Raw genomic sequence first — 18,903 nt, 5'->3', positions numbered from 1 at the left:
TTTTTAAAATGTTACATTTAAACCTAAAGTAAAGCTTTGGATATTTGGATATCCCCAACCACCATCAGATGCTGCGTCAACCGTAGTGTCACTATTTACACCTCTAGTAAGAGATTCTGGATTTGGTCCATCATAGTTATGAATAATAAATAAGTTATTCCCTGTAAATGTAAACTTAGCATTACTAATACCTAACATTTTTGATACTTCTTGTGGTATATTATAGCCTATTGAAGCTGAACGAAGAGATAAATAAGAGGCATCCGAAACAAAACGAGAGTTGTTATTTTGCCAGAAGCGTGATCCTGCTCTTGGATATTTAGCATCTGGATTTTCAGGTGTCCAAGCATTCATAACATCATCACGAATGTAATTACTCATTCTATTAAAATCTAAGTATGATAAGAATTCATCAGGTCTTCTTATTTTATCTAAACCGAGTACATAAGAAAAGTTAAAGTTAAAGTTAAAGTTTTTATAGTTTAACGTATTGTTCCAACCACCAAATACATTAGGTTGATTACCATCTGCAAGACGTATTTGGTCCGCATCAGTATATTCACCATCTCCATTAACATCTCTTGCAATAAAGTCTCCAGGAGCTTGTAATGAAGCATCATATTGCCCGTCTGGAGCACCTGCGTTTAAAGCATCAATTTCGGCTTGTGTTTGTGCTGTACCAACAATATCTCTACCAAATACGGTTCCAATTGGATACCCTTCTGCTACTCCATAGTTGTTATAACTATCAGATTGTCCACCTTTAAGTGCATCTACATTATTTTTAATAAAAGAAGCATTAAAAGAAGAGTTCCAAGTAAAGTCTTCATTTCTAAATATATCACCACCTACTAATATTTCCCATCCTTTGTTTGTTACATCAGCAATGTTTGAGTAATAATTTGCAAATCCAGTTTGTGCGGAAATAGGTGTTAATAAAATAAGATCTGATGTTTTTTTATTGAACCAAACAATTTCTGCATTTAAACGGTTGTTAAATAACCCTAATTCTATACCTAAATCTATTTGATCTGTTTCTTCCCAACGTATTCCATTATTTGATACACCTTGTAATCTAAATCCGTTTAGATCATTGTACAAAGTAGGAGCATTATATCCACCTTCAACAGCTGATACCGGTTTAAACAAAAATGCAGGTAAATTATCATTACCAGTTCTACCAGCTGTAGCACGGAATTTCATAGAACTAATAGTTTTATGATTTTTTAAGAATTCTTCATTATGCATATTCCACGCCAACCCTAAAGATGGGAAGAAACCGGTTTGGTTGTCCTCTCCAAACTGAGTTGACCTATCTAAACGACCAGTTGCAGTTACTAAATATTTATCGTCGTAATTGTAATTAACTCTTCCAAAAGCCGAATTTAATGCCTTTTGAGCAAAATCACTACTTCCATTATATACATGTGTAGCCGATTCTGGGTTTACTAAAACAAAGTCATCTGGGAATCCCGCAAAATCAACTCCAACAGCTTCATTTTCTGTACTATCCCAAGATAAACCTAAAACAGCATTAATGTTATGAACTTGATTAAATGTATTTTTATAAGTTAATGTATTAGAAAAGATGATGTTTTTAGTTTGGTTATGTTGAGTTTGTAAAATTCCAATAGCTGGATCCCCATATGAAATTAAATTTCCATTTAATCCAGCAAGTGCTGCATCAATTGTAAACGATGGAGAATAATTATTTATTTCATCATTTGACTGGTTAGCACTAAATTGGGATCTAAATTTTAAATTTTTAACAATGTCAATTTCAGCATAAACACTAGTAAGAATACTTTTTCTTATAAGCTCATTTCTAATTCGTCCATCTTGTCCAACAGGATTCATATCTGGTACCTCAAATGCTTTATCTCCATTATCTGTGTAATTTCCGTTTTCATCAAAAACAGGTACGTCAGGTCTAAAAGCTCCAGCATATCTAAAGCTAGTAAGGTCAGAAGATCTGCTTATAGAGTTGTTATAATTGATAGAAGCACCAACTTTTAACCTATCTGTTATTGTTGCATCCATATTTGCTGCAAAAGAATAACGCTTAAATTTTTCATTAATAAATACAGATTCTTGATCTTGTACGTTACCTGACATATAGTAGTTCACATTGTCGGTTCCTCCTGAAAGACTCATACGGTAATCATTCCACATGGCATTTTCATTTTGAACTTCCTTTTGCCAATCAGTATTAGCAGTTCCAAAATAGTTGTCTGGGTCACTTACAATAGCCATTTCATTAGGATGCACAGATGGCCACCAAGCTTCAGGATATTGAGAATTGTCTAATGCTATTTGTGCTTGTGCACTATAAAAATCTTTATATTCATCAGTACTTAAAAAATCATATTTTGTTTGTGGATTTTGTATTGTTGTATTCACAGCAAAATTAAGTCGAGGTTTTTGTCCTCTTTTACCACGTTTTGTAGTAACAATAATTACACCATTTGCAGCTCTGGAACCATATATTGCGGCTGCAGATGCATCTTTTAAAACGGTTAAGTTTTCAATATCTGAAGGATTAATTGCTAAAAGTGGATTGGATTGAACTCCACCAACACTTAATAGTCCATCACGACTTCTACTGTTTGCATTAATATTCATTGGTATACCATCAATTACATATAATGGTTGGTTATCTCCATTTATTTGACTAAGCCCTCTAATATTAATAGAAGCGCTTGAGCCTGGTTGTCCTGAACCAGTTATCATTACACCAGGAACTTTTCCGTAAAGAGCTCTTTCAACGGATTGAGTTTTTACTTGCTCTATTTCTGAAGCTTTAACAGTAGTTACAGATCCTGTTAGGTCTTTCTTTTGTGTTGTTCCATATCCTACAACTATTACCTCATTTAAATTAGAGGCAGCTTCTGCTAAAACTATATCAATTACTTGTTGATTGGCAACAAGTATTTCTTGGGTTAAAAATCCAACATAAGAAAATCTAATATACTCACCTTTAGTAGCTTTTATACTGTAATTCCCTTTGAAATCAGTTGCTACACCTCTTACGGTTGTACTTCCTTTAGCCCCAACTAAAACATTCACACCAGGCAATGGCTCACCGCTTACATCTGTAACGGTACCAGTTATAGTAACTTGTTGAACTTCTTCTAAAATTTTTTCTACGGGTCTTTTTGAAAGAATAATTGTACCTTCTAAGAAATCATATTGCACATTACTCTGTGCCAAGCTTTTGTCTAGAAGTTTATAAGTTTTAATTGTTCCTTTTTTAACATTCACCAATGGTGCATTGTTAAACAAATCATTTCTATAAATAAATTTATAGTCTGTCTGATCTTGGATTAATTTAAATACCTCATCAACGGTAATTGTTTTATCTGTGTCAATAGTTATTTTAGCATTTTGAGATAAACTCGTACTAGGAGTAAATCCAAACGCTAATGCACAGAATAAGAAAATAAAGGATCTCATAATTGTTTTAAATAAGCGATTTTTTAAGAAAATCGCATGGGTAAATTTAATTTCCATAAATTTGCAATGTGTTAGTTAAACATTAATTGATTTAATTGATTCAATGAAAGGGGGCGGAAGATGTTACTTGCAGGTATATACTTTAAACCCCCTTATTTTTACTTAATAATTATTTTATCATTTGTAATTTTATATTTTAAATTATTGGTGTTTTTTAACGTTAATAGTATAATTTCTATATTTTGATTTTTTCCTAAGGTTCCGTTATATTTAAATTTTTGATTCTCTTTATTTTGAACCTCAATTTCAACGTCATACCATCTAGAAAGAACAATCATAATTTCATCTAAGGTTTTGTTGTTGAAGTTAAACTCCCCGTGTCTCCAAGAAATTTCATTATAAACATCAACATTATTAAACACAACCTCTTTGTTAGTTTTATCGTAAATTGATTGTTGAGAAGGTAATAATATTTCGTTTGTGTTATCGGTTTTTAATGCTATTTTTCCTTCAACTAAAGTTGTTTTAATAGCATCTTCATCTTTATAAGCTTTAATGTTAAATTGTGTACCTAACACTTCAATTTCTTGTCCTTCACTTATTACATTAAATTTATCGCCATTATGTAAATCACTAGGTGAAACTTCGAAATAAGCTTCCCCATATAATAATTCTACTTTACGCATTTCACCTTTTACAAATTTGGTTGGGTATTTAATTTGGGTTTCAGAATTTAGCCAAACTTTAGTACCATCTGCTAATTCAACAAAAAATTCACCTCCTCGAGGAATTGTTAAATAGTTAAATGCTATTTTTTCTTTTACTCTTTTATTCTTTTCTATAGAACTAGCAGTGTAAACAATTTTTTCACCATCACTTTTTGCATTTACCTGACTATATTCTTTTCCTTTTTCTAATTCTATAATAGAACCATCTTCCAAGGTTAATGATGCTTTATCAGTACCAATAGGAATGTTATTATTTATTTTAATAGCATAAGGATTTTTCTTAGTCATTTCTTTGTTAACTAAAAAATACCCCGTTGAAAACACTATTAATATGGCCGCAGCATATTTTATAAACTTTTTATAATTGATGTTAATTACTTTTGTAGGTTGTTTAACATCGTCATTTATTTTACTTAAGATTTTTGAATGTATGTTTTGTTTTACATCTTCTTCAAGTCCAAGTTCTGTTTCCCACTCGTTATTATATTGAAAACTTTCAAAATGATTAATGAGTATTTCTTCTTCAGCAAAGGAGCTATTTCCATTAAGGAATTTATCCACAATGTTTAGAAATTCTTCCTTATTTAGTTTTTCTTGTTTCATTATTTATTAAAATAATTAAGCTATTTGTAGTATTAGTGTAATTAAAAGGGAATATCCCTTAGTTTTTATTTAAAAAAAAATTAATTTTTTTGTTTTTTAAGTAATATGGAAAAGGAGTTAAGGTTATAATTAGAAATTTATAAGCTAATTAATGTGGTTTTGCAGCCATATAATCATTTCTAAACTTACAAGTCCTCCCATTGAAGTTCTTAAAGTTTTTAGGGCTCTTGTTATATGACTTTCAATAGTTTTGGTTGAGATATTGAGTTTTTGTGCAATTTCTTTGTGGCTTAATTGTTCTTCTCTGCTTAAAATATAAATTTCTCTACATTTTTTTGGAAGCGAATCAACAACAGAGTTGATGTGCTCAACTAATTCCTTGTGCATTAATTTGGTAGCAGGTGTTGCTTGGTAAATTCGTGTATTTAAATTTTCAATTAAATCTACGTTTACTCCTTTTTTATTTTTTCGGAAATAATCATATACCTTATATCTAGTACAGGCATATAAATAAGCTTTTAAAGAAATGGTTATTTTTATAGTTTCTCTTTTTTTCCAAATATCTACAAAAACATCTTGAATAATATCCTCACATACCTCTTTGTTTTTTAATAAAGAATATGATGATAAAAAAAGTGATTTCCAATAAGTATTATAAATCTCTGTAAGAGCTTGATTGTCCCCAGCCTTCAATCTTTCTAATAATATGTCATCATCAAGAAATATTTTTTCAGACATTTTTTAATTTTTATTAGAAAACAAATGTATATAAAAATTGTTAAAGAAATTATAAAACCGAGTATGTGAACCTTTTGTTTAGTTAATTTACGACCACGCATTTGGTTAAAAAAGAACAGTTAACTAACAGTTTTGCAGCTGTATGTGTTTTTTTTATAAAAATATTATTTTTATTGAGAAATAAAGAAAAAAACAGTGTTACAACTACTAAATGATACTTAAATGCACCAAATTATTTAATTATAATTATTCAAAGAATCTTTTTTTTGATTAAATTTTAACGAGTATTAAGTAAGGGATTAGGAATTATTTTGAGACTTAAAAGCAAAAAGGAATTAAAACCAATTCACTAATCAATCTTATTTACATGAAAAAAATACTCATTTTTTTATCAATTTTTTTATGTTCAAATTTATTTGGTCAAGAAGAAAAACCACAAGATTCAATTTCATATTTAAGTCCATATCGATTTGTACCAAAGCTTAAATTGTTTTTAGATTGTGATTATTGTGATGTAAGTTATATACAACAAGAATCTATTAAATATTTTGAGTTTGTTAGAGATCAAAAATATGCGGATGTTCATATTATGGTTCGTACCCAAACCAATGGGAGTGGAGGGTTTGAGCACGAGTTGGAGTATTTTGGTAAGAATTATTATGAAAAAGCTTATAATAAGCATTCATTTTCGACTGTTCCAACTAACTCATTTTCAGAAAATAGAGATTTAATGCTTCAAAATATTCGCATGGGGTCATCCATTTTTTTGTATAAACATTACGATAGATATGAGTCGTTAATTGATTATTCTAGTAATAATGAAAATGACTCTATAAGTAAACCAAAACCTGTAACTGTAAACAATATTGAGTCTAAAGATAAATGGAATAGTTGGGTATTTAGTATAGGTGTAAATGGAGGTTATAGCGGACAAGAAACTTCTGAAAATAGTAATTTTGGTGTAAATTTTTCAATGAAAAGGGTAACCGATAAGAATAAATTTTTAATTAGAACTAGTTATGATAATCGTAAATCTGATTATGATTATGGCGATTTTAAAATATCATCAACAAATAAAACCATAGATGTAAACATATATGATGCATTTAGTATATCAAATCATTGGTCGGTTGGTGCTTTTTTAGAAGGAGGAAGATCTACATATGCAAATCAAAAATTATATATAAAATTTAAACCAGCTATAGAATATAGTTTTTTCGATTATAAGCAATCTGCAACAAAACAAATTACATTATCATATAGAGTTGGAGGTGTAAATTACAATTACGATGAAAAAACGATTTTTAATAAAGATGAAGAATTTTTATGGGAGCAATCTGCGGAATTAAGTGGGAGTGTTCAACAAAAATGGGGAAGTGTAAATGGATCAATAATGTATGATAGTTATTTAAATGATAGTTCATTAAATGCTTTTAATTTTAGATTGAGTACTAATTTTAGAATTACAAGTGGATTAACTTTTAATATTAGTGGAGATTATGCAATTACTAAAAATCAAATTAATTTAGCAGGAGGAGATTTATCTTTAGATGAATTATTACTTAGTCAAAAACAAGTAAATTCGGGCTATAATTTTTATACTAGAGTGGGATTGAATTTTTCATTTGGATCAATGTTTAGCAGCGTTATTAATCCAAGATTTGATTTTTAAATTATATAAAATGTAGATTAAAATTAATTTTAATGATAAATTTGAAGGAAAACAGGTGTATTTTGGATATTGGAAAGGAATGAAATAAAATTGGTCGGAGCAAAAAACAAATTAAGTAATGTGCAACTTGGTATTCTATCTTTAGAATGCAATTTATAGGTAATTTAAAATAATAATATGAAAAAAATCGTAATTACTGGTGCAAGCGGAGGCGTTGGAAGCATGTTAGCAAAAGGATTGGCAGGTAATGGACATCATATAATTTGTTTGGGTAGAAATAAAAAAAAGTTAACAGCATTAGTTAATGAAATTAAATTAAATGGAGGAAATGCTTCATTTGAGGTTGTTGATATGATGATTAGTAATTTAGTTGCTGAAGTTGGAGATAAACTTATAAAAGATTTAGGAAATATTGATGTTTGGATTAATAATGTTGGGGTAAATAATCACAATGCCATTGGACCAACGTGGGAATTGAAACCTGAAAATTGGTGGAATGAAGTTTCACTTAATTTATACACTACATTTGTTGGAACTCGAGTAGCTATAAATTTAATGAAAAAACATAATTATGGTTATATTATAAATCTTGGAGGTGGAGGAGTACAAGAGCCTAAACCTTTTGGGTCGGCTTATGGAGCAGCTAAAACAGGAATTGTGAAATTCACAGAAACCGTTAATATAGAATTAAAGGATGAAGGCTTAAAAATTAAACTCTTTGCATTTAATCCTGGATTTATAAAAAATGATCGTACTAAAATTTTAGTTGAATCTGAAGTTGCAAGAAAGTATATGCCAAAACTAGAGCACATTCTTAAATATGGAAAGATGTCTGAAGCTAATGATTCTATAGATTTAATTGAAACTTTAATAAGTGGAAAAGCAGATGAATTAGCAGGAAAATATTTTTTTTCTGATGATAAGAATATATCACACGCAATTAATAATAATGAGGATTTTATTAAAAACGAAAGAAATTTATTAAGAGTAAAGCTTTAAAATTGTGTAAATGATATTGAAGGAAACCCTAATTAATTAATTTTAATTAAAGTTTTAACTAAAAATTGGGCATAATTATATTTTTGTTCTAATTTTAAAAGGCAGATTAAAAAAAGGATATTTTGCAAATAAAAGAAGACATTCCATTTCATCTTTTTTCAGATACAAATAAAGATGTAAACATAAAAGATGGTCATCCAGCTCTTTCTATAGACCCCAACTTTCCATTTATAATAACTCAATTTGATCTTATGAGTCAAAAGGCACAAGCCACAATTCCTCATAGACATGATTTTTATGAAATTATTTTTATTGAAGATGGTGAGGGACAGCATATAATTGACTACGACTCATATGAAATAAAAGCACCTGCATTTTATTTTTTATCTAAGGGGCAAATTCATTTTTGGAAATTAAAAAAAGGATTACAAGGAAAAGTACTACTTTTTCCAAGAGAATTTCTAATTCCGCCAGCAACAGCTTTTAATCATGAAGGAGATTTGGCAATTTTTAATAGTTTAAGTAAGGCTCCGAGTGTTAAAATTAATAATGCTAATTCTCCTAAAGTACAGGAATTATTTAAGGGTTTAAATGAAGAATATTTGAGAAAGTCTGATAGCAGTCTTTCTATGCTTCGTGCCTATGTACATATTTTATTGGTAAGTTTGTTTCGTATACATGCCAAAGAACAAAATAAGGATATTTTAGACACAACAAACATAATGGTTCGTAAGTTTAGACAATTAGTCTCAGAAAATTACCTTACAATTCGATCGGTTCAAGAGTATGCCGATTTAATAGGAATAAGTTCTACTCATTTAAGAGACACTGTAAAAAATATTACTGGTTATTCGCCAGGACAACTTTTACGCCAAGAAATTATTTTTGAAGCAAAAAGAAGATTAGCCAATACCGAATTAACTACGGCAGAAATTGGTTACGCTCTTAATTTTGAAGATACTTCATATTTTAGTAGGTATTTTAAGCGTGAAACAGGACAAACTCCATCTAACTACAGAGAAGAAATTAGAAAGAAATACCAAATCACTGTTTAATAAATTTCTTCACTAGTGATCAAATACAATCTAACTGGTTGTAATTCTGAATGTAATTAAATTTTTTATTAAGTCTTATTTATAATTTGTTTTATTGATAATTAATTAGCCAATCATTGAAAAGTACCATGCTTTCAGTAATTAGTGTCTTATCAATCATTTAGAAAACGAATAATTTTGATTCGTAAATTAAAATGATTGAAAAATGAAAACAAAAAAGAACATATTAGTACTAGTAATATCAATATTTATAGTAAACACATCAATATTTGCTCAAGGTAAATTCGATATTGAAAAAACAAAAGCTAAATACGCATCACGAGATTATGTATATGAAAAATTGCCAAAAGAGGGGTTTAACTATTATAAAATAGCAGAAAACGCATATTTTGTTCATGATAATTTTGAACACATGGTGTTTTTTGTAACCGATAATGGTGTAGTTGTAGTAGATCCGGTTCCAGGAGTTTCTCCTTATACGTTGAAGTTAATTCCACAAATTACAGATAAACCAATTACCCATGTAATTTACTCGCATCATCACGCAGATCACGCTCAAGGAGCATATTTATATCCTAAATCTGCTATTTTAATTGGAAATGAAGAAATGACCGAGTTTTTAAAAGCTGCAGAAGATCCAAAAAGACCATTGCCAGATGTAACTTGGAAAGATGAATATGTGTTAGAAACAGGAGGTTTACGATTAGAATTTAAAGATTTAGGACGTAACTGGCATTCGCAAAAAGATATTATTATGTATGCTCCACAGCAAAAAATATTATTTGCTATAGATATGTTCCACCCAGATGCTGCACCTTGGATTCATTGGGGAGAATCTTCAGATCCAGATTTTGCGTTTCAATTACCAAGATACCTTTTAGATAATTACAATTTTGAATTTGTAGTAATTGGTCACGAAAGAATTATAGGAACGAGATTTCATATGGAACAATACGAAGCGCAAATAAAAGATATGAAGAAAATTGTTTTTGAAGTAGCTATGTCTCCTGAATATCACAAGCTATTAGAAGAAATAACTCAAAGATATCACGGTTCTGCTGCTCACTACGAGTATAAAGAAAAAATTATGACTGCTGCTGAATTGGGAGCTTCAAAATATATAATGAATTGGGCTGGAAAAGTTAGAAATGTACGAATAAATGCTGTTGAAAATATCCAAACAATGTTTATGCATATGATAGTTTTAGATCCGCCGATAAAAGAAATGCAAAAAATGAAGGGTAATGTAATAACCCATTAAAACCTGTAAAAGTCAGTTCGAATTATGTTGATAGGTTACTGTGAAGATTCGAAATATTCGAATTGACTTAAAAAAAAATTATCAAAACTCAATTATTATGTTTAGAAAAACAGTATCAATAACACTTTTAGTATCGTTAATGGCGTTGGCATCTTCAGGAATGTTGATGATATTCTTAAACAGCCTTGAATTTCAATTACAAATGCATCCTGTGCACAAAATATTCGGAATATTAATGACTCTTTCAGGAGCATTTCACGTGTATTTCAACTTTAAACCCATTAAAAAATATTTAAGTCTTCGAAAAGTATTCGTATTTGGAGTAGGTATGGTTTTAATTATGTCATTTCTATATGTAGTAGGTATGAATAAACCTTTAGATAAGCAAAAAATTCAAGAAATTGAGGTGTTAATGTTACAACTTGAAAAAGGAAACTAAAATTATGAATTATAAAATAACAGTAGAAGAAATAAATAAAGAAGGCAAAATAGGTGAAGAAAAATTAGAATTTGAAACCGTAAGTCACGACAATTTATTTGAAATTGTTGAAAAATTGAAAAAACATCCTGAATTTACAAATGTTGATGTAGCTTCCTTAGGTGTAGGATTAAAATTATTTTCGGGTGTAATGCTTAAAAATATAGAGTTCCCATTATTTAAAAAATTGATGCCACATTTTAAAGATTTTATGAAAGCGCTAAAAAGTTCAGGAAAAACAAAATAATTTTATTATTTCCTTTGAAGAAGAAGTGATTTAAGTTCTAATTAATTATTGTTAAAAACTCCCAATTAGTAAGCTATTTGGGAGTTTTATTATTTTTTAATTTACTTTAAACACAAACGCATGTTCACAAGGCTTATTATTAGGTAATTTAATTTCTAACGCATTTTCTTTTTGTTTAAAAGCTATTTTAGTATCGCTACCAATTAATTCAACTTTATTAATTTTACTATTAAATGAAGTTGAACTTAATGATTTTATTGATAAAATTCCCGATTTAGGCCAACCTAAGGCGATAGCATACAATTGTCCATTTCTCGTAGTAAATCGGATATCTTCATCACCAAAACCATCAAAATGCATATCTGCCAAATGTCCTGTTTTTGTTTCTGTTGGCCCTTCACCAAATATTAACCAAGGTCGACTTTCATAAATAGCTTCGCCATTTAATTTTAACCATTTACCCATTTCTTTAAGACGGTTTTTTTGGTCTTCAGGAATTGTTCCATTTGGATGTGGAGCTACGTTTAATAATAGATTTCCATTTTTACTAACAATATCTACAAGGTCATCAATTAAATTATTTGTTGGATAGCATTCTAAATCTTTATGCCAAATCCATAACTTTTTAGAAATAGAATTATCTGTTAACCAAGGTTCAGGGTAAATTTTAGCCATTCTATTTCGTTCAAGATCGACTGTTCCTGTTCCCAATGGAAAATCAGGACGTTTAAATGTTAAAACAAATTCTAGATTATTTTTTGCGGCATGATTATATACATAAGCCATCATTTTTTGGCGTACTTTTTCTGAAAGTATTTGTACACGATTATCGAACCATAATAAATCTGGGGAATAACCATCAACTACTTCTTTTACTTTTTCAAGCCAAACACGTTCAAAATCAATACTTGGCATTGGGTTCACTTTGTAATATCCTTTGGTATCTTCTACTCTCCAAGCAGATTTAGGGAGTTGCTCTCCATACAGCGATGCATTTGTTGGATCAAAACAATCAGTAGTTTCGTCCCAAGTTGGAAACCATCCCCATAACCATGAATGGTGTAAACTTACCACATATTTTAATCCGCGTTTACGAATTGCTTTCTCCATTTCTGCAACAACATCGCGTTTAGGGCCTTTATCTACAGAATTCCAAGGATTTACTTTTGAATCCCACATTGAAAAACCATCTGCATGTTCTCCTGCAGGACCGGCAAAACGAGCTCCAGCTTCTACAAATAAATCTGCCCATTCATCTGCGTTAAATTTTGAAGCTGTAAATAGAGGAACTAAATCTTTATAACCAAAACTGTCTAATTTTCCATAAGTTTCCTTGTGAGAGTTGTAATTTGGGTGCTCCTTATTGTACATATTATGTCCATACCAATCAGATTCCGTTTCTGGAACAGAATAAACACCCCAATGTGTATAAATACCAAATTTAGCATCTCTAAACCACTCAGGGCATTCGTATTGAGATAATGACTCCCAATTAGGTTCAAAATGTTTTACAGCGTTTTTAGGTGTTACAACAACTTGTTTATTAGTATTACATGATGTTAATATTAAAAAAGAAGCAATTAGTAGTAATTGAGTTTTCATATGTGCCATTTTTAGGAATCTTTAATACTAAAGTTTTCTGGGTTTTTATATTTTACAGTTTGTAAATGCTCACAATATAATACTAATTCTCCTGGAGCTTTATAAATTTCATAGCTAACAGTAATAAGTCCCATTTCTTTATACTTTGGCTGCTTATTTAAATGTGTACGAACTGTATATATAGTATCACCAATAAAAACAGGTTTAATAAATCGTAATTTATCATATCCATAACTAAAGGTATTTACATTGTTATTAGCCATTAAACCCAAACCTAAGCTAAAAACCATTGCACCTGCCACTAATCTTTTACCAAAAAGACCTTCTTTTTCTGCAAATTCTTGATCTCCAACATAAGGATGCATATCTAAAACTAAACTATTAAATTGCATAGCTTCTCCTTCTGAAATGGTTCTACTAATAGATCTATCCTTTCTGCCTAATTCAAAATCTTCATACTTCCATGTTTCGGTATTATATAAAGGAATATTTTTATGTTCTTCTATTGGTGTATTTTCTGGCATAATTAAGTTATATTATAATGGTTATTGTGTATATTTTAGAATGTTAAATTTATAAATCCAAATTAAATTTAAAGACAAAGTTAAATCGTATTAAGGTGGAGATGTATAACAAAAACGATAAGTTGTTGTACATTTACAATATAACTATAAAAAATATAGTTTTTTTGATACAATTTAAATTTCTTTAATGAATAACATAGAACTTTTAAAAAATATAACATTTGATCTTACTTCTGTTGCTAATAGTAGTGTTGGTAAGGAATGGAATTACAAAAATGTTATTAGTTCATTTTCAAGAATGTTTTTGGTTACAGAAGGAGAAGCCTTTATTTATATAGGAAATAAAAAAATTCATCTAAAAAAAGACCATCTTTACCTTATACCAAGTTTTACACATTGTAGCTATGTTTGTGAAAGTGAGTTTACTCATTATTATGCAACGTTTACTATTCAACTTCCAAATGATATAAGTATTTATCAATTGTTTAATTTTAGCTATGAGATTAAGGCTAATAAAGAACATATTGATTACTTTAAGAAACTTTATATACTAAACCCAAACAAGGCATTACCAGCAAAGGATCCAAAAATATACCAACGAATTAATAGCAAATTTTGGAACCTTTCAATAGAAGATGCACAACGTAGTTTAACTTCGTCAGGATTACTTTTTTTATTGCTGTCAAAATTTATTGGATCTGTTAAAATTGATTTCGAAAAAAAAGCTACTAATAGTATTTTAAGTATTGTAAAGTACATTCATTCTAACTTAAATAAAGAGTTAACAGTTAGTATGCTTTCAGAAATGGCATTTTTATCAACAGGGCATTTTTCAAAAAGGTTTAAGCAATTAACCCGGCTAACACCTATAGATTATATTAATAAACAACGTATTGAAAAAGCTCAACTATTATTAAATACATCGTCACAATCTTGTATTGAAATAGCAGAAGCATGCGGATATAAAAGTAATGCATATTTTTGTAAAATATTTAAAAAATATATTGGTAAATCTCCAATTGATTATAGAAATAATTCTTAAGAATTTCTATTAAATTAAGGTTTGTAAATAGTATAAGGAATTTAAATAGAGGTTTGCTTTTTAAACGAAAATTTATTGTTAAAAGGTACTGTAAAATTTGTATTTAAAAATTGAACAAATATATCTAAATAAGAGACCTTTGTTTTAATAAGCGCCAAATTACTATAGTTTTAATGTTAAATAAAGCTAAGCCTAAATAATTTTACAACCTATAAAAATTAAGTAATTTCCATATATTTTTGAGTTTTCTTTTTTACATTAACAAATAATTAACTATTAGTTTTCGGGGATGTTTCTTAAAAATTAGACTTAGTTATATATAAAAACATTTTCACTACCAATTTTATGATAAAAAAATCTTTAATTAATTGTTTGTTTCTACAAATAGTATTTACATTAATTTCTTGTGAAACTAAACAAGAAGTACAAAAGTTAAATGATAATATAAACGTAACCATAAGTGGAGAAGTAATTGGTTATAATAAGCCTTTAGGGATTTATGGTTCTAATTTTAATAATTCAATTGAATTAGATTCAAATGGGAATTTTAAGGTAATTTACGACTCAATCTCGGAAGGAAAATATAGCCTTTCTTTAGGTGCGGAAAGTAGCCTGCCTATATATTTAAAAGAAGGAACGAAGCTAAATTTAATTATTGATTTAAATAAAATAGAAGCTAGAGATAAAAACGCTGTATTAATTTCGGGTGAAAATAATGATGAAACTGAATTGTTATATGAGTTAATGGTAAATGCGCCAGCTTACCAATATAATAGAGTAGATTATAAAGAGGTTTATCTTCCAGAAATTGATAAGAAAGATCCCACAGAGTTTGAAGCTTACCAATTAAAATTAATGGAGGATGAAAGAGTAATTGTAAAAAGGTATGTCGATTCAAAATCGATTCGTAAACCATTTTTAGAAGTTTTTAATGTTGAATTATTGTTGAAGTATAATTTTAAATTTAAATTATATGAAAGGTACGCCAATAAGAATAATCCAGATAAAAATTGGATTATTCCTGAAAATTATTTGGCATATTTTGAAAATGAAATTCCTCAAAACAATTTCGATTTATATCATAAAAGTTCACGTTATGCAATGTATGTTCGAGAAGGTTATCACGCTAAAATGCAGTCGGTTTTATCTCAATATGAGCGTGAATCATTGGATTACTTTAAAGCTAAAACCAAATATTTAGACACCTGTAGCTTTCCAGAAATAATTAAAAAAGATATGTATAACGGATATTCAATTAGTTATATGCGAAGTAATGATATGGTAATAAGGGGTTATTTAAATGAAGTAATTAATCAAAAAATAACAGATAAAGAAGTTTTAAAGCGATTTGAAAATTTTAAAGCAGGTGAAAATGCTTATGCCGATGGTAAACCTGCACCTCAATTCACATTAATTGATATTAAAGGTAAAGAAGTGTCATTATCCGATTTTAAAGGAAAAATGGTGCTATTAGATTGTTGGGCAACTTGGTGTGCACCTTGCATAAAAGGATTGCCAAAATTCAACGCTCTAAAAGAAAAATACAAAGGTAAAAATATTGAGTTTGTTTGCGTTTCTGTTGATGAAGATGTTGCAGTTTGGAAAAAAAAGGTAACAGAAAACAAAGAAGGTTTACATACAGGAATTCAATTAATTACATCTTTAAATAATAACACATTTAAGAAAGATTTAATGGTGCAAGGTATTCCACGTTACATTTTAATTGATTCAAACGGAAATATAATTAAAAGAGAAGCTCCAAGACCTGGCACTACAGAATTGTATGAATTAATTAACACTAATTTGAAATAAAGAAGTATGAAAAATTTAAAGAACATTCTTTTTATAGGGCTTTGCTATAGTTTAGTTTTAACTTCTTGCGAACCAAAACAAGAGGTGAATTACACTATTGTAAGCGGTGTTTTAGAAAATGTAAATGGAGGTGAAGTTAAGCTTAGTTCTATGTTTACAAGTATTAGTTTTGATTCAGTTCCAGCAATAAAAAAAGTACTAAAAGTTGATGAAAAAGGAGCATTTGTTGATACATTATATATCACGTCATCTCGTGAGTTTTCAATAGGTAAAGAAAGAGGCTATGCTAGGTTTGTGGTTAAACCAGGTCAACATATTCAGTTTACTGCAAATAGTGATGATTTTAATAATTCAATGCAGTTTGAAGGAATTGGAGCTGAAGAAAATACTTATTTGATTAAAAAAGAACAAATTAAGGAAAGAAGAAGTATTGAAGAACGAAATAAAAAATATGGTGATGAAGTAACATTCATAAAAAAAGAGAATGAAGAAGAACAAGAGTTTCTATCATTATTAAATAGTATCAATGGGTTGTCAGCTGAGTTTATAGAAAATGAAAAGAAAGATTTGTTTTATAACAAAGTGATGGCATATGTTTATTATCCAGAAATGTTCGAAAGAACCAATGATGGAAAAAAAGCTGAAATATCAGAAGGCTTTTTTGATATTGTTTCAGAAGTAAATTTTGAAGATTTTAGTGAATTTCAACGTTCTACAGTCTATCAATTTATGTTGAGAAGTTTTTTTAGTGATGCGTTTGCAAACTCTGTAGATGATGTTTGGAAAGCAGATCCAATTAAAAAATTAGAGTTAATTAAGGAAAAAATTAGTAATCAAAATATTTTAGATGAATTGTGTATCATGTTTGCTAAATATGATATTACAAGAAGTCATAACATTCAAGAATATTACGATTACTTTATGGCTAATGTTTCTAATAAAACATATAAAGAAGCTATTACGTCTCAGTATAAAGATTTAGTTGCTACACAGCCAGGTCAACCATCGCCTGAATTTGTAGATTATAGAAATGTTGATGGTACAACAACTTCATTAACAGATTTTAGAGGGAGATTTGTGTATATCGATGTATGGGCAACCTGGTGTGGACCTTGCAAGGCTGAAATTCCGTTCTTAAAAGAAGTTGAAAAAAAATACCACGGTAATGAAAATATTGTTTTTGTGAGTCTTTCTGTAGATACAGATAAAGCATTCCAAAAATGGAAAAAATTTGTGAAAGATGAAGAACTAACAGGAGTTCAAATTATTGCTGATAAAGATTTTGATTCCGAGTTTGTTCAGAAATACCAAATAAAAGGGATTCCTCAGTTTATTTTAATCGATCCTGAGGGGAAAATTGTACAGCCAAGTGCACCAAGACCTTCAAATCCAGAATTGATAAAATTATTTCAAGAATTAGGGATCTAAAAAATCTATATGAATTCATATTTTAAATTAGTAACTTTTTTTGCATTAAGTCTTACACTAATAATAAGTTGTAAAAAAAAATCTGAACATAACGGTTTCACTATTTCAGGTACAATAAATGGAGTGGATAAAAGTTGGGTGAAACTAACTGAAGATAGAGGAAAACATGAAGCTGTTGCTGTAATTGATAGTACACAAATAGTTAATGGAAAATTCAATTTTAAAGGAAAGGTAGATGTACCAGATATGGTAAACCTAGTCGTTGCTAATAAAAAAGCAAGGTTTTTTCTTGAAAATAGTGCAATTACGGTTGATTTGTTCAATTCTGAAGAGAATAAATTTTATTATGAAGTGAGTGTTTCAGGCTCTAAAATGCATGATGTGTATAATAAAGTAGAAGCCGAAGCTAATGCTATTTTTGAAAGTGAAGCGTATAAGTTAATAAGAGAACGTAGTGGGGAAGCCTATGACCAGTTACAAAATGCCAAGACCAACGAAGAAAAAGAAAAAATAGAGAAAATAAGAAAAGAATTGTATTTGCAATTAATACAAGAGTCTGAGAAGTTTGCAAAAATCAAATTTGATTTTATTGAGAACAATTCGAGTTCACCTGTTTCAGTATATTTATTAGAAAATATGTATTCTGAGAATAGTATGTCAAAGAATAATCTAAAAAAATACTACAATATCTTTCAAGGTGATGCTAAAGAAACATCTTTTTATAAATATTATATCACAAAAATTTATAAAGATATTTTTGAAAATCTTGGTATAGGTAATAAGGTTCCAGATTTTACACTCCCAACTTTAGATGATGGTAAATTAACTTTATCAAAACTAAAAGGAAAGTATATCATAGTTGATTTTTGGGCAAGCTGGTGCGGACCATGCAGAGCATCATTTCCTCATTTAAAAGAACTTTATAAAAAGTACCATAAGGATGGGTTTGAAGTTGTAGCCATTGGAACTGCCGATATTGGTGAAAAATGGAAAAAAGCAATTGAAGAGGATCAGACAAGATGGCACCATGTATTTGATGGAGATCCTAATACGGTTAGTTCAGGTAAAAAAGGAAAATATGAAAAAGGTGCCTATGGAAAAGTTTCAAAACTTTACGGAGTTCCGTTTTTACCAACTACATTTTTAATCGATGAAAACGGAATTATTTTAGGTCGTCAATTAAATGGAAAAGAACTGGATCATAAACTAGAAGAATTATTTGGGTATTGATTTAAAAGCAGAAATTATAAATAAATCATTA

The 18,903-nt window shown here is 29.1% G+C and carries 15 protein-coding genes; 10 read left to right on the top strand and 5 right to left on the bottom strand.

The genetic code is table 11. The features are described 5' to 3' along the window. Nucleotides 1-3: 3 nt before the first annotated feature. The 3 genes from Q0776_RS09495 to Q0776_RS09485 form a co-directional block, all read right to left on the bottom strand. Nucleotides 4-3,453, bottom strand: coding sequence for a TonB-dependent receptor (locus tag Q0776_RS09495; RefSeq protein WP_298367454.1), 3,450 nt, complete (start codon nucleotides 3,451-3,453; stop codon nucleotides 4-6). Between the two features lie 158 nt (nucleotides 3,454-3,611). Next, nucleotides 3,612-4,784: a FecR family protein gene (locus tag Q0776_RS09490; protein WP_298367451.1), complete on the bottom strand. Its 1,173-nt coding sequence runs from the start codon at nucleotides 4,782-4,784 to the stop codon at nucleotides 3,612-3,614. 144 nt (nucleotides 4,785-4,928) lie between these two features. Continuing rightward, nucleotides 4,929-5,522 carry an RNA polymerase sigma-70 factor gene (locus Q0776_RS09485; RefSeq protein ID WP_298367448.1) on the bottom strand — a complete coding sequence of 198 codons (594 nt, stop codon included), beginning with the start codon at nucleotides 5,520-5,522 and terminating at the stop codon, nucleotides 4,929-4,931. 367 nt (nucleotides 5,523-5,889) lie between these two features. On the opposite strand from Q0776_RS09485, the gene Q0776_RS09480 reads away from it, so the two are divergent. From Q0776_RS09480 to Q0776_RS09455, 6 genes are all read left to right on the top strand, one after another. Further along, nucleotides 5,890-7,194, top strand: a complete 1,305-nt coding sequence (locus Q0776_RS09480; protein ID WP_298367446.1) for a hypothetical protein — start codon at nucleotides 5,890-5,892, stop codon at nucleotides 7,192-7,194. A 177-nt stretch (nucleotides 7,195-7,371) separates the two neighbouring features. Beyond that, entirely contained in the window at nucleotides 7,372-8,193 is an 822-nt protein-coding gene (locus tag Q0776_RS09475) for an SDR family oxidoreductase (protein ID WP_298367444.1), read from the top strand. Between the two features lie 122 nt (nucleotides 8,194-8,315). Next, nucleotides 8,316-9,248: an AraC family transcriptional regulator gene (locus Q0776_RS09470; RefSeq protein WP_298367441.1), complete on the top strand. Its 933-nt coding sequence runs from the start codon at nucleotides 8,316-8,318 to the stop codon at nucleotides 9,246-9,248. Between the two features lie 205 nt (nucleotides 9,249-9,453). Beyond that, entirely contained in the window at nucleotides 9,454-10,509 is a 1,056-nt protein-coding gene (locus Q0776_RS09465; protein WP_298367438.1) for an MBL fold metallo-hydrolase, read from the top strand. A 97-nt stretch (nucleotides 10,510-10,606) separates the two neighbouring features. After that, complete coding sequence (locus Q0776_RS09460) at nucleotides 10,607-10,948, top strand: hypothetical protein (RefSeq protein WP_298367436.1); 342 nt, start codon at nucleotides 10,607-10,609, stop codon at nucleotides 10,946-10,948. 4 nt (nucleotides 10,949-10,952) lie between these two features. After that, complete coding sequence (locus tag Q0776_RS09455; RefSeq protein ID WP_298367434.1) at nucleotides 10,953-11,234, top strand: DUF3861 domain-containing protein; 282 nt, start codon at nucleotides 10,953-10,955, stop codon at nucleotides 11,232-11,234. A gap of 96 nt (nucleotides 11,235-11,330) precedes the next feature. Here the strand turns inward: Q0776_RS09455 and Q0776_RS09450 are convergent, their stop codons facing one another. After that, nucleotides 11,331-12,836 (bottom strand): alpha-L-fucosidase, encoded by a 1,506-nt coding sequence (locus tag Q0776_RS09450; RefSeq protein ID WP_298367432.1) that lies wholly within the window; start codon nucleotides 12,834-12,836, stop codon nucleotides 11,331-11,333. 11 nt (nucleotides 12,837-12,847) lie between these two features. Beyond that, the gene (locus tag Q0776_RS09445; protein ID WP_298367430.1) at nucleotides 12,848-13,360 is read right to left on the bottom strand and encodes a MaoC family dehydratase; all 513 of its coding nucleotides are present in this window, start codon (nucleotides 13,358-13,360) and stop codon (nucleotides 12,848-12,850) included. A 187-nt stretch (nucleotides 13,361-13,547) separates the two neighbouring features. Here Q0776_RS09445 and Q0776_RS09440 point away from each other — a divergent pair, with 187 nt between their 5' ends. From Q0776_RS09440 to Q0776_RS09425, 4 genes are all read left to right on the top strand, one after another. Continuing rightward, complete coding sequence (locus Q0776_RS09440; RefSeq protein ID WP_298367428.1) at nucleotides 13,548-14,402, top strand: AraC family transcriptional regulator; 855 nt, start codon at nucleotides 13,548-13,550, stop codon at nucleotides 14,400-14,402. A 345-nt stretch (nucleotides 14,403-14,747) separates the two neighbouring features. Next, nucleotides 14,748-16,214, top strand: coding sequence for a TlpA disulfide reductase family protein (locus tag Q0776_RS09435; protein ID WP_298367425.1), 1,467 nt, complete (start codon nucleotides 14,748-14,750; stop codon nucleotides 16,212-16,214). Between the two features lie 6 nt (nucleotides 16,215-16,220). Then, a complete protein-coding gene (locus tag Q0776_RS09430) occupies nucleotides 16,221-17,642 on the top strand; it encodes a TlpA disulfide reductase family protein (RefSeq protein WP_298367423.1) in 1,422 nt (473 codons plus the stop codon). Between the two features lie 9 nt (nucleotides 17,643-17,651). After that, complete coding sequence (locus Q0776_RS09425) at nucleotides 17,652-18,872, top strand: TlpA disulfide reductase family protein (RefSeq protein WP_298367420.1); 1,221 nt, start codon at nucleotides 17,652-17,654, stop codon at nucleotides 18,870-18,872. Nucleotides 18,873-18,903: the final 31 nt, after the last annotated feature.

Source organism: uncultured Lutibacter sp. (assembly GCF_947495725.1).
Classification (GTDB): domain Bacteria; phylum Bacteroidota; class Bacteroidia; order Flavobacteriales; family Flavobacteriaceae; genus Lutibacter.
This window is presented reverse-complemented; position numbering and strand designations above follow the sequence as displayed.